At 53.8% G+C, this 13,136-nt stretch carries 10 protein-coding genes; 2 read left to right on the forward strand and 8 right to left on the reverse strand.

Annotated elements, in window-relative coordinates:
- Positions 1-66: 66 nt before the first annotated feature.
- The 7 genes from ACFPMF_RS17540 to ACFPMF_RS17570 all read right to left on the reverse strand — a co-directional run bounded on the left by ACFPMF_RS17540 (position 67) and on the right by ACFPMF_RS17570 (position 10,168).
- A complete protein-coding gene (locus ACFPMF_RS17540) occupies positions 67-1,506 on the reverse strand; it encodes a RagB/SusD family nutrient uptake outer membrane protein (protein WP_379847630.1) in 1,440 nt (479 codons plus the stop codon).
- A 15-nt stretch (positions 1,507-1,521) separates the two neighbouring features.
- Positions 1,522-4,716, reverse strand: a complete 3,195-nt coding sequence (locus tag ACFPMF_RS17545; protein ID WP_379847633.1) for a SusC/RagA family TonB-linked outer membrane protein — start codon at positions 4,714-4,716, stop codon at positions 1,522-1,524.
- A gap of 39 nt (positions 4,717-4,755) precedes the next feature.
- Positions 4,756-6,249 (reverse strand): arabinose isomerase, encoded by a 1,494-nt coding sequence (locus tag ACFPMF_RS17550; protein WP_379847636.1) that lies wholly within the window; start codon positions 6,247-6,249, stop codon positions 4,756-4,758.
- A 200-nt stretch (positions 6,250-6,449) separates the two neighbouring features.
- Positions 6,450-7,715 carry an MFS transporter gene (locus tag ACFPMF_RS17555; protein WP_379847639.1) on the reverse strand — a complete coding sequence of 422 codons (1,266 nt, stop codon included), beginning with the start codon at positions 7,713-7,715 and terminating at the stop codon, positions 6,450-6,452.
- Between the two features lie 108 nt (positions 7,716-7,823).
- Positions 7,824-8,174, reverse strand: coding sequence for a dihydroneopterin aldolase (gene folB, locus ACFPMF_RS17560; RefSeq protein WP_379847642.1), 351 nt, complete (start codon positions 8,172-8,174; stop codon positions 7,824-7,826).
- A 96-nt stretch (positions 8,175-8,270) separates the two neighbouring features.
- Positions 8,271-9,143 carry a DivIVA domain-containing protein gene (locus tag ACFPMF_RS17565; RefSeq protein ID WP_379847645.1) on the reverse strand — a complete coding sequence of 291 codons (873 nt, stop codon included), beginning with the start codon at positions 9,141-9,143 and terminating at the stop codon, positions 8,271-8,273.
- Positions 9,144-9,265: 122 nt separating this feature from the next.
- Positions 9,266-10,168, reverse strand: a complete 903-nt coding sequence (locus ACFPMF_RS17570; protein WP_379847647.1) for a WD40 repeat domain-containing protein — start codon at positions 10,166-10,168, stop codon at positions 9,266-9,268.
- A gap of 126 nt (positions 10,169-10,294) precedes the next feature.
- Here ACFPMF_RS17570 and ACFPMF_RS17575 point away from each other — a divergent pair, with 126 nt between their 5' ends.
- Positions 10,295-10,924: a 4'-phosphopantetheinyl transferase family protein gene (locus tag ACFPMF_RS17575; RefSeq protein ID WP_379847649.1), complete on the forward strand. Its 630-nt coding sequence runs from the start codon at positions 10,295-10,297 to the stop codon at positions 10,922-10,924.
- A gap of 5 nt (positions 10,925-10,929) precedes the next feature.
- Here ACFPMF_RS17575 and ACFPMF_RS17580 read toward each other — a convergent pair whose 3' ends face one another.
- Positions 10,930-11,802, reverse strand: coding sequence for a transglutaminase-like domain-containing protein (locus ACFPMF_RS17580; protein WP_379847967.1), 873 nt, complete (start codon positions 11,800-11,802; stop codon positions 10,930-10,932).
- Between the two features lie 296 nt (positions 11,803-12,098).
- On the opposite strand from ACFPMF_RS17580, the gene galE reads away from it, so the two are divergent.
- Positions 12,099-13,133 (forward strand): UDP-glucose 4-epimerase GalE, encoded by a 1,035-nt coding sequence (gene galE, locus ACFPMF_RS17585; protein WP_379847651.1) that lies wholly within the window; start codon positions 12,099-12,101, stop codon positions 13,131-13,133.
- Positions 13,134-13,136 lie beyond the last annotated feature (3 nt).

Here is a 13,136-nt window from a genome sequence, read left to right on the forward strand (position 1 = left end):
GTATCGGGGAAAACTCTGATTACCTTTGATGTTCTCTGATTAACCCTGTGTAACAGCCGGTTAAAGTCAATATCCCGGATTTTGCTTTACTATCGCCGGGTTGAGGTCGATTTCGTTTTGCGGTATCGGGAAAATCAGTTCAAAATCATCGACTTTGAACGACAGGTTCAGGCTGGCGTAGTGGGCGTTCAGGACGGCTTGCGCCCGGCCCGTCCGCAGCAGGTCGAACCAGCGCTGGCCTTCGAACAGAAACTCCACCCGGCGTTCTTTCTCGATGGCCAGCCGCAAAGCCGCCTGCGTCAAACCGCTTAGGTCTGGCAGATTGGCCCGCTTCCGCACCTGATTGATGTAAGGCAGTGCGTCGGCGGTTTTACCCTGTTCGTTCAGAACTTCGGCGTACATCAGCAGGACATCGGCATACCGCAACACCGTAAAGGTCACGCTGCCGTCGGATAAATCGATGGCTTTAAAGTCGACGAACTTCAACCCGTAGGGGCTGTAGGATTTTCTGCCGTTGATTAGGGTCACGGAGTCGCTGACCGACACGGCTTTGCGGGCGTCCCCGGCTTCGTACGACCGGATCAAATCCTTCGTCGGAACGATGCGTCCGGAGCCTTGCAGGTTGTTCGGGAAAATCGCCATGCTGGTAATCGCCGGGGTAAACAGCGCCGAATAATTGTTGCCGACGCTCCGCCCGGACACGTACTGGATTTCGAAAAGCGATTCGGCCAGGTTATTGTTGCCGTTGGTGAACAGTGTCTGGTAATTCGGCACCAGGGAATACTGTTTGGCATCGATGACCTCTTTGAGTTTGGTTGCCGCCTGGTCGTAATTTTTCAGCGTCAGGTAAACCTTACCCAAAACGGCTTTGACCGTCGAGCGGGACGCTTTGGTGCGGTCAGTATTGAGGGCCGCGGGCAGCAGGGTTTCGGCTTCGGTGAGGTCTTTTAGAATCATCTCGTAAACCGGCGCACTCGGTTTCAGGGAAAGATCGGCCGCAGCCACTTCCGTCGGGCTACTGAATTCCTGCGTGATGATGGGTACATTTCCAAACAACCGGACGAGGTAGAAATAGCTGTAGGCCCGCAGGAATTTGGCTTCGCCCTTGATCCGGTCTTTGGCTGCCTGATCGAAACTGACGGCGTCGATGCGGTTGATGATGGCGTTGCTGCGCGAAATCGTGTAGAGGCACGTGTTCCAGGCAGCCTGAGTAAGACCGTTCGTCGAATTCACCGCATTCTGGTCCATCTGCATCTCGTTGATCGAGGGCGACGACCACTGGATTTCGGTATTGTCCGTCGTGAGTTCCGTCATGTACAGGACAGTACTGGTGTTGAACAAGCCGCGAAAGGTGCTGTAAACCCCCACCAGGGCGGTTTCAAAATCGTTCTGGTTCTTGTAGAACGTCTGGTCGCTGATCTGGTATTCGGGCGTAAGGGCCAGAAAGTCCTTGCAGGAAGAGACCGTCGTGGCGAGTATCAGGAGAAAAAACAGTTTCTTTTTCATGGCAATGGGTCGGATTTAGAAGGTCGCTCGTAAACCGATGGTGTAGGTGCGTGGGTTCGGGTAGGCGTAGAAGTCAATCCCGCTCCGGGCGATGTTGTCGCCGGTGGTGGTGCCTTCCGGGTCGTAACCGGGATACTTCGTGAACGTGTACAGGTTGGTGGCGTCGAGATACACCGAAATGGCCTGTACCTTCAATTTGCTCACCAGCGGCTGGGGGAGGGAATACGCCAGGTTGACGTTTCGAATCCGGACAAAGGAGCCGTCGAACAGATTCTTGGTTGTTCCGGCGCCGAACCCAAACGCGTAGTCGTTCCGGATGGCGCGGGATATTTTCCCTTCGCCGGGGTCCGCTTCTGATTTCCAGCGGTCTGCCACAAGGCTCAACTGGTTTTGAACCCCGGCTCCGTTCTGGATAATTTCGCCACCCTGATAATAAATTTCGTTCCCCTGCGAACCGTTCAGGCTGATGTTCAGCGCGAACCCTTTGTAGGAAAACCGGTTGCCCAGTCCCCAGGTGAAATCCGGCCAGGGCGTTCCGACAATCGTGCGGTCGGACTGGTTGATAGTACCGTTGCCATCGGCATCTTCGTACTTGTAGTCGCCGGGCCGCACCTGCGGATGTTGTTTCGGGCTGGTATTGACTTCCTCCTGTGTCTGGAAAATCCCCAGAATGTTCAGCAGCCGGAAGCTGGAAATCGGGTAGCCGACCTGCGCCACCTGGTAGTCGGAGGTTTGAAGCCGGGCGGTTTCGGAGTTGAGGGCCAGTACTTTGTTGCGGTTCCAGCTGATGTTGAAATCCGTGTTCCACTGAAAACCGCCCTTGCGGATGTTCTCCGAATTGACGGTCAGCTCCAGGCCTTTATTCTCGATCTCGCCGATGTTCTGGAGCGAACTGCCGAAACCGGACGCTGCGGGCAGAATCACGTTCAGCAACAGGTCCTTTTTGTGGCTGCGGTACGCATCAACCACGAACGACAGCCGGTTATTGAACAGGCTCAGGTCAATGCCCACATTGGTTTGCACGGACTGCTCCCAGGTCAGGACGTTATTGGCCAGACTACTCGGCACGACGCCCGAAAGCACGTTGCCGCTGGAAACATTGCGCGAGATACTCAGCAACCCCTGGCTGGCGTAGTTGGGAATCAGGTTGTTCCCCGAAATTCCGTAACTGGCCCGGATTTTCAGGTCGCTGATGAACGAAACCGGTTTCATGAATTCCTCGTCGGACAGGCGCCAGGCCGCCGAAAACGACGGAAAGGTGCCCCAGCGGTTTTCGCGGCCAAACCGCGAACTACCGTCCTGCCGGATGGTGGCCGTGAAGAGGTATTTGCCGGCCAGGGTGTAATTCACCCGTGCCAGCCACGACAGCATCGACCATTCGCTTTTGTAATTGGTCCCGGACGTAACGGCCCCGGCGGCCAGGTACGGCACGTAGTCCGTCGGAAAGTCGGAGGCTCCGGCCTGCAGGATTTCGTCGGTATTTTTCTGAATCGTGTATCCGATCAGGGCGTCCAGCTCGTGTTTTTCGCCGTACCGGTGGCGGTAGTTTAACGTGTTTTCATTCAGCCAGTTCAGGCTTTTGACTTCCGTGACCCCGGCGGTGGCGGCCCCGGTCCGGCTGGTTGCTAAACCAACTTTCGAGGATTTCCAGAGCCGGGTAATGTTGTTGGAATAATTGACGCCGACGGAGGTTTTAAAGACGAGTCCGTTGGCGATTTCGTATTGTAAGTAATTATTGGTGAAGACGTTGGTGTTGTTGCGTTTGTCCGAAAATTCGGCCGCAATGATCAGCGGATGTTCGACCGGAATCCCCGTGGGGTCAGAGAATTCCGAATAATAGTTGCCGTTGGCGTCGTAAATCGGAATGGTGGGGTCGCTGGCCAGTGCCGCCGAGATCAGTCCCCGGTGTTGCAGGTGCCCTTCGGCCCGCGCAAAATTGCCGTACGAATGCGCCCCCGAAAACGACGCGCCGAGTTTCAGTCGCTGGCTCAGTTGGGCGTCGATATTGGTCCGGAGCGTAAACTTCTTGAAATCCGAACCGATAATAATGCCCTTCTGGTCGTAGAAACCGCCGGAAACGTAATAACCGACATCCCGACTGGTTCCGCTGGCTGAGAGCTGGTAGTTCTGCACCAGGCCGGTTCGAAAGATCAAGTCTTGCCAGTCGGTGCCGCCAGAGATTTGGTCCGGATTGCGGAACGCTGGTTTGACCTGCGTGGCCGTGCTGCGAATGTTGTTGGGATCGGTGGCTTTTCCGCCCGAAAATACCCAGGCGTTGTCCCGGCCATCAGCCACGAACTCGGCGTATTCACGCGGAGAAAGCAGATCCAGTTTTTTCGCCAGTTGCTGAACCCCGGTCGAATGCTCGAAACTGATGGTCGGTTTGCTCTGCTTGCCGCGTTTGGTCGTGATGATGACAACGCCGTTGGCTCCGCGTGACCCATAAATGGCCGTAGCCGACGCATCTTTTAATACCTGAATGGATTCGATGTCGGAGGGGTTGATGGTGCTCAGCGGGTTGATCCGGTTGGTCCCGCTGCTGCTGGCGATGTTACTGGCCGAATAGGAACTGGCCGGAAACGAACTCAGGTCCGAACCGCCCCCACCCGTTCCGATGGCGTAACCGTCGACCACGTACAATGGGGAGTTACCGCCCGTAATCGAGCTGATCCCGCGAATGACCACGTTGACGTTACCACCCGGAGCGCCCGACGTCTGCGTAATCTGCACGCCCGCAACCTTGCCCTGCATCATCTGATCGACGCTCGTGGCCGACGGGACCGGCACCAGGTCCTTGCTGGAGAGATTGACAATCGAGCCAGTCAGGTCCTTTTTGCGTTGGGTTCCGTACCCGACCACCACCACATCCTGCAACTGCTGCTGGTCGGTTTTCAGCGCCACGTTAATGGTAGAGCGGTTTCCGATGGCTACTTCCTGGGGGGCGTACCCAATGAAGCTGATCACGAGGGTGGCATTCGGAGAAACCGTCAGGCGAAATGAACCATCGGCGTCGGAAGCCGTACCATTGCTAGTTCCTTTTTCGGTAACAGTGGCCCCCACCAGGGCTTCACCATCTTCTTCGGCCGTTACTTTGCCGCTAATCGTTACTTTATTGATCGTTTGGGCGGTTACCAGAGCTGGTACAGATAGCACACTCAATAGAGTGGCTATCACCAGCAACCGCAGGCGGTAGAAGAGATAACATTGCATAGGAAAAGGGTTTATAAGGATTGGTTTACGTGGGTTTTGTCAATTGATAATGATGGATTCAATTTTAAGGTACTCGGCAATTTTCTGAATCGTTTTGGCGTGGTGACCAACACCTAAAGCAAAATGGTGCGTCGGCCCTTCCTTAATCCAGCGTTTCAGAAACGTGCGGACATCTGGTTTGAAAAAACCACGGGTATTGGTGTTGCCCGTTGGCGGAATCGGCCCTTCCAGCGATTCGCCTTCGGCGATGACGAATTTCATTTTGCCGTCGAAAGTTGAACTGATACTCAGCATGGTAATTGGTCCCTGCTTGATCTTGAACTCGACGCCCGCGCCGAAACCGGGCTTGCCGTGGTACTTTTTCAGGCTCCGCAGAACCGGCTGCCCATCGGCAATGGCGATGTTGTGCGGGCCATCGTGACCAACCAGCACAAAGTCCTCTTTAAAATCAACGGGGTGAAATTCCGCGAAGCTCCCCCCGATGCCCAGACGCTCCATAATGAGCATGGCAATGCAGGTTTTCAGATCCGATTCGCCACACATCGGGAAACCGGCGCCCTGCAACAGCGAATTACCAACGATCAGGTTCGACATGACGACTCGCGTGTCGCTGTCTTCGGGACCATCGTAGTAGTACGCCAAACCATCCAGGTTTTTCGTTTGGATAAACTTTGCCAAGGCCACGGCGGCCCGGGCTGCAATGTAGAGGTCAGAATCCCGCAGCTTCTCGGAAATGGGGTCAGAAACCGGGTCGGGGGTATCGAAATAAGCCAGAATGCGTTCTTTGACGGCGTCAATTTCCTCTTCCGTTGCTTTTTGATACTGGGAGACAATTTCGTGCGCTTCGCACTGAACAATGTGCGGGCCGAAGTGCGCCGTCAGCATGGTCGAGTCCGAATGCATATCCAGCATGGCTTCGATCGGGTGACCGATATGCCCGATCCGCGAGATCTTCAGGTCGTGCAACACGGCGGCAATCTTGCAATACACTTCAATTTCGGCGTCGGCTGCCGGGTCATCGTGCAGGGTCCCGATGATCATCTCAGGCACTTTTTTACCCATCCGAACGGCCACCCCGGCAAACTCGGGCAACGAGCAGATGTCGTCGTTGTACAACTGCATGTAGGTGGAAGCCCGGCTGTAATCCATCGCTTTGTCGGGCTGGAGAGCAACGAGAACAATCGGAACGTCGATGCTTTTGATGATCACCCCGAACGTGCTGGAGGTTGCGTAGGTGAGCATATCGCAGAAAATCAGATCGAGGTTGGCCGCCTGGAGTTTCGGAACCAACTCGTAAGCTTTGGTCGCATCATCGACCATACCAAAATCGACGATTTCGGCGGCATCAAGCGCTTCAATTTTCTGGATCAAAACCGCCTGCTTTTGCATCATATCGTCGAGCAGACCATCAAATTGACTCCAATATTTGAAATAGCCCACGCCAAAAACCCCGATGCGGGGACGGGTCTTTTTGCGTTTGGTGTATACTGCCCCGTTGGCGGAAGCTACTTCCTGTAATAGGTTGTTTGTCATGGTGATCTATTTGTATATCTTTTGTGTACTTAACGCACTAAGATGATTAGGGTATACTTCCAGTTCACGACGAGTGAAAGAACCCGAATACTCCTTTTAATAACCCCGGTTTTACCCAGGAATAATGTCGAGGACACCGGTATGCCTTAACCGTTTAGCGGTTTTGAAATGGGCTTGGCCGGGTTGATTACTTTCTCCAGTTATAATCGTGGGCTGCTATCGCCCAGTGTTTCGGCCGGAATCAGGCTTGGATTTTCCTCTTCGAATAACGGTTTTATTTTGGGAATTAGCCAGATGAACAGTCCGAAAGCAAACGGATAGAGCAGCCCCGACGCGATCCAGAGGGGTCGGTAGGAGTATTGCTCGATCACGACGCCCATCAGCGGATTGAGCAACAGGCCCGAAACCGCGCCCGCCGTGCCGGACAAACCAACCACTGTCGACGTGGCTTTCTGGCCGAACATATCCGAAATGGCGGTGATGTAATTCGTGATCCAGAAACCGTGGGCGAACATGAAAACCGCCATGAGCGAAATCGCCACCGAAACCGCCGAAACCCATTCAATGGCCGGGGCCGCGAGCGTCAGCAGGGCCGCAAGGCCCATGACCGTTTTCCGGGCTTTATTGATGGAAAAACCGCCCGCGATTAACCGCCCCGAGAACCAGCCACCGAGGATGTTGGAAACGCCCAGCGCCAGAAATGGAATCCAGAAAAGATTGCCAATTTGCTCAAATGGGACATTTCGGACCGAACTGAGGTATTTCGGAATCCAGAACATCATGAAATAAAAAACCGGGTCGAGCAGGAAACGCACCAGAATAAACACCCAGGTCGGCTGCATTTTGAACAGCTCCAGAAACGATACGTTTTCGGGTTGATCCGGCGCGGACGTTTCGGCCAACGCGGTTTTTTTCCAGGGAATCAAGACCCAGATGACGACCCACGCAATGCCAACCAGACCCGGAATCAGAAAACCGCCCCGCCAGCCGTAATGGGCCGACAACCAGATGGTGAGGGGAGGAGCGACCACCGCGCCAATGGCTGAACCGCCAATAGCAATACCGTTGGCAAGCGCCCGTTCTTTCTTGTCGAACCAGCGGTAGACCGTCCAGGCCGCCCCCGGAAAACAGCCCCCTTCTCCCATACCCAGCAAAAACCGATACGTCAATAGTTGGGTAAAGCTGGTCATGACTGCGTGCAAACTGTTGGCCACCGACCACAGGCCGACCGACAGCGCCAGGCCGATTTTGCCCCCCATCCGATCGATCAGCCAGCCGCCGAGCGTAAACATTAGGGCGTAGCTGATCAGAAAACTGGTGTTGACCATGCCGTACTGAACATCCGTGATGTGGAATTCCTCCTGAATTTTCAAAATAGCGATCGACAGCACCTGCCGGTCCAGAAAACTCAGACCGGTTGCTATAAAAAGGAGGAAGACGATGAACCAGCGGATGTTTTTTTGCATACAGCTTAACGCACTAAGTTAGTTAAGCAAAGATAGAAGCACTGTAGTGAGAAAATCAAGGGGTGTAGTACTTTTTTTTAAATAAATTGCAGGAATCCAATTGGCGATTCACCCCCGCAGGGTAATCTTCGCGCGGTGGCAAACGCCCCCGATGGGCGGATTGAATTTCGAAACGCTGACTTCGATAGTTTCAATCCGGGGGTACTGTTTGCGGATTTCGACGATGATGTTGTGGGCAATGTGTTCGAGCAGCCGGGCGGGGTGCTGCATGGCCGCGTGGGTAATGTTGTACAAGTCGCCGTAATTGACCGTCGTACTCAGGCGGTCGAGCCGGGCGGCTTCGGAGAGGTCGGCCGTCACCGTGATATCGACGGAGTATTTGTTCCCGATCTTCTGTTCTTCGTCGTAGAAGCCGTGGTAGGCGAAAAATTCAAGCCCTTCAAGCGAAATGGTTCCCATGGGTGCGAATCGGCGGTGGGGGTTCCGCCTTTTTCAGGCGGGTAAAAGTTTCGCCCAAAAGTAGAATAAAAAAGCGGACTCAGGGTCCGCTTTGGGTTAAATCTGATCGAAGAAGGAGCCGGATTCTTTTTTCTTGCTACCGTCCGGTTCGTCGTGAACGGCCTGTGGTTCGCTGGACTCAGATTCGTCACGTTCCGGTTCCGTAATTGGTAAACCGGCTTCGGCGGCCTCTTCACCCTGCGCTTCCACCGGGTCGATCGCCGTCGCATCCGTTGGGGTAGCTTCCGCTTTTTCGAGCGCTTCGTCCGTGTTTTCGACATGCAGCGTTTCCGGATTGACCAGCGTGGCATCCACGTCGGCAACGGGGGTTTCTTCAATGCCGGGGGCGGTTTCCTTCTCGGCATGCAGCGCCGTTACTTCGTCAATTTTGGCCTGTAGCGACTGCTGGTTGAACTTCTTCTCAAACCGATCGACGTTGTCGATGGCGCTGTTGGCCAGCGTCCGGATCTGTTTGATGAGTCCTTCCTTGTATTTTTCCATCGCCTTGAAGTCGTGTTCCATCGCCTTCAGGTCGTTGAGAATATTTTCCTTGATGTAACGCGCCTGATTTTCAGCGTCCTGCACCATCAGGGTCGAACGCTTACGGGCGTCGGCCAGGATTTCGTCGGCTTTTTGTTTCGATTCGTTGAGGTATTTTTCGGCGGCTTTGTTGGCCTGATCGGTAATCTGCGTGCTGGTATCGTCAGCGGTTTTCAACGTTTTAAACAACGTCATCTCGATGTCCTTGAACTTGCTGAGTTCTTTCTCGGCCAGTTCCAGCTGCATCTTCAACATTTTGCTCTCGCTCGTCACACGTTCCCACTCCTGCGAAAGCGAAGCCAGAAACGCATCTACCTCGTCGGGGCGGTAACCGCCAAATCCTTTCTTTTCAAATGTGTGCTGCCGTATCTCGATGGGCGTTATTTTCATGGGTGAAAGGTTTATGGTGTCATCCCTCTACTTTTCCGCTAAAAGTAAAGCGATCCTGCCGAAAATATCAATTTTTTAGTCTGAATTTTGAAAAAATGCCAAAAAGGGGTTTAAACTTTTAGTTAGCGGACAATTTCCCAGACCGCGATCAGACGGTCGTCGCTGGCCGAAATGAGCTGCTGGTGGTACGAACTCCAGAGCAGTTTGTTGACCGATGTGCCGTGGCCCGCGTGCCGGGCGCGGTCGATGACTTTCAGCAGCCGGAAACTGTCGGCATCCCACACTTTGATGGATTTGTCCATGCTGCACGTAGCAAATAACGCGCCATCCGGGCTGTAGCAAAGATGATTGATTGCAAATAGATGGGCGGCCACGTCGGTATGGGGCGCATACTGATCGGCCACGCTCCAGACCTTGAAGTGGGCATCGCGACCCGCCGACAGCAAAAACCGCCCGTCGGGCGAGTACTGTACCGTAAAAATGGAATTCGCATGGGCCAGAAATACCCGTTTCAGGGCGAAGGTGTCCAGGTCAAAAATGCGAATATGGTTATCGCTATGGCCCACGGCCACTTCCCGGCTAACCGGATTGATGGCGATGCACCGGGCGCTTTTGTCGGCCGCTTTCAGGTGTTTCCGGACTACGAAGTTGGTGCGGTCCATCACCACCACAATACCGTCAGAGAGCGCGATCCAGGCCGAATCGTCAATCAGTTTAATATCGAAAATGGCGGCCGCCGTGATCTGCGCGGAGCGGACTTCCCGTTTCTCAAGCGGATCGATGAGGTGAATACCGTCGTAGTTCTGCCCCACCCATAGTTGCTGCCGGTCTGCATCGAACGCCAGGGCATAGACGGAGGCCGGAATGCGGGCCAGCAGCGTGCCCAAATCCGGTTTGTTGAGCTGCCAGCGAACCACCAGTCCGTCGGCCCCCGCCGAAAAAAAATCGGTGGGCGAAGCTCCGGCGTCGAGCGTATAAACGCAGTCGCGGTGACCGGCAAAGGTGTCAACTTTATGAACGTGCATTGGTTTCGTTTCTGCAATGATAACGGGAAAATGCGAAAGTGTCCGGCCAAGTTCCCATTTCCGGGCCCGAATCGCTTCGGAAAACCGGTTTCCGTTATCTTTACACCCTCAAACCAAAAACCGGCTATGTCCGTTTATCAAACCCACCGACTGGGGGCCGATTGCACGGCGGTCTTGTGGAAAATCGAGGAACGTGAAGACGAACTGCGTCCGCTGCTAACGCTGACCCTCCCGGAACAGATGGAATTGCTGGAGATTACGCATCCGGCCCAGCGGGTCGAATGGCTGGCGTGCCGGGCCGCCGTTCAGGCGCTGGTGCGGCCGTTCGGAACGTATTCGGGCCTGTATAAAGACGAATACGGAAAACCGCATCTGATTGGCCAGAATGCCCATATCTCCATTTCGCATACCGCCGGTTGGGCGGCTGCGGTGTTGCACCATTCCAGGGCGGTCGGAATCGATATTGAGCCGTTTCGGGAGCAGTTTGTGCGGGTGGTACCGCGCGTGCTGTCCGACGAGGAAAACCGGCATGCCAACGGGGATATCCACCGGCTGGCGGTGTACTGGTGCGCCAAAGAAGCCCTTTATAAACTGTACGGCAAACGCCAGCTTACCTTCCGTGAGCATTTGCACGTCGAGCCGTTTGCCGATAATGCCGGTTTACTGACCGGACACGTTCGGCTGCCGGATGACGTGCGGGAGTTGACCATTCACTACTTCGAAACCGGTCCCGGGATGCTGGCCATTGCCTTCTAAGGCCGTCACTTGTTGGTATAGTCCGACAGGGGCGGGGTGGCTCCTTCGTCGTGCAGGGCGTTCAGCAGTTGTTCCACCTCCCTGACGCGCCCGGTATCGCCGATTTTCTCGAACGCCAGCATCAGGTTCCGCAGCACCCGCCGGATGATGTCCTGATTGGTGCAGGGCTGGTAGTAGGTGTCGGCAGGTTTTAAGTTCAACTGACCAATGTAGTGGTCGATGTCCGATTTTGAAAAGACCAGGCCACGGTTGAAAACGTTGATGTAAAACTGCGTATGATCTTTTTTATACGTCAGCACGAACAAACTCGGCAGGTTGACGCCGTAAACCGGCAGATCGAGTTGCTGCGCAATCATCATGTAGATGACGCAGAGTGAAATCGGGTTACCGCGCCGGCTTTCCAGCACGACGTTGATCATCGAATTTGACGGCGAATGAAAGTGCTTGGTGTTAGCGGCAAATTTGAGTTTGTTGAAAAAAACCGTGTTCAGGGTTTTGATCTGGTCGATCGGGTGCATGTCCGACTTCCCTTCCAGCCACACATCCAGATACAGTTGTTTGATTTCGTGGCGCAATTTATCAAGCGATAAATCCGGGTATTGGTAGGTCGCTACAATCCACAACCCCTCCAGCAAATCGAGTCCGCCGGTTTCTTTCCAGATTTTGATGCGTTCCAGCACGGACTGGTATTGCAGATCATGAATTAACTCCTCAATTTTCTTCTGGTGAATTGGATTAAAGCTATCTTCCCATTCACTTTCCAGATACGGAATCAATTGGCCACCCAGTTCGCGAATCTTCTGCTCAACGTGTTCGGTGATTTCCTGGTCATCATCGTCCAAAAGAGAAATCAGCGCTTTTATTTCGTTATCGTTTATCATGCTTCTCCAGTGGGATTGGACCGCCAATCTCAGCGTTCGGCCAACGCGGTGGACCGATCGCTAAGAGGGTCTGACCCGAAGATAAAAACTTATTTTTAGAAACCTACTGAATTTTATACTTTTGCCCGGTAAGAAACGGGCTTCTTCCGATTTTCTAACACGATTTTTTAAAAAATGATTTTCCAACCACATCATTCTAAAAATACAAAATTATCAGACGGTCCGGCAGTTTTTCCGCCGGAATCCGTAGTGAACTCAACGTTAGTATAAACGCCTTTCATACAACCAGTCTCATGAAAATTTTAGTTACTGGCGGAGCCGGATTTATTGGATCCCATACGGTCGTCGAATTAGTGAATGCCGGCTATGAGCCCGTTATCATTGATAATTTTTCCAATTCCAATCGTTCGGCCTTAGACGGTCTGCGCCAGATTATGGGTCGGGACGTTGCTTTTTACGAAGCGGACTGCAACGATGCCGGGGCGCTGAGCGACATCTTTGAAAAAGAGAATTTTCAGGGCGTGATCCATTTTGCTGCCTATAAGGCGGTGGGAGAATCGGTTGCCAAACCGTTGATGTATTACCGCAACAACCTCGACTCGACCCTGCTTCTGCTGGAAACCATGCAACAGCATGGCGTTCCGAATCTGGTTTTTTCGTCGTCCTGTACGGTATATGGCCAGCCCGAGCACCTGCCCGTGACCGAAGAAACTCCCCGGCTACCGGCGCAGTCGCCCTACGGAAACACCAAAGCCATTTGTGAAGATATTATTCGGGATACGGTTTTTGCCAAGGCGCCCATCAAAGCTGTGGCCCTGCGGTATTTCAACCCGATGGGCGCGCATCCGTCCGGGCTGATTGGCGAGTTGCCACTGGGCGTGCCGGGCAATCTGGTGCCGTTCATTACCCAAACCGCTGCGGGCATCCGTGAGAAACTGACGGTTTTCGGCGATGATTACAACACCCCCGACGGAACCTGCATCCGGGATTTCATTCACGTTGTCGATCTGGCGAAAGCGCACGTTCAGGCGTTGCGGCTGCTCGATTCGCAGGAGGAAACCAGTTATTACGACATTTTCAATGTGGGAACCGGGCAGGGAAATACCGTGCTGGAACTGATTCGGACGTTTGAAGAGGCCAACAACCTTAAACTCAACTACACCATTGGGCCACGCCGTCCGGGAGACGTCGAAAAAATTTACGCGCAGGTCGATAAAGTGAACAATGTCATGGGCTGGCGGGCCGAGAAAACACTGGCCGAAGGCTTACAGGATGCCTGGCGCTGGGAGCAGAATTTGCATTTGAAAAAATCAACCGTTTCGGGATAAATT

It is taken from the genome of Larkinella bovis, assembly GCF_042655385.1.
GTDB classification, from domain to species: Bacteria; Bacteroidota; Bacteroidia; order Cytophagales; family Spirosomataceae; genus Larkinella; species Larkinella bovis.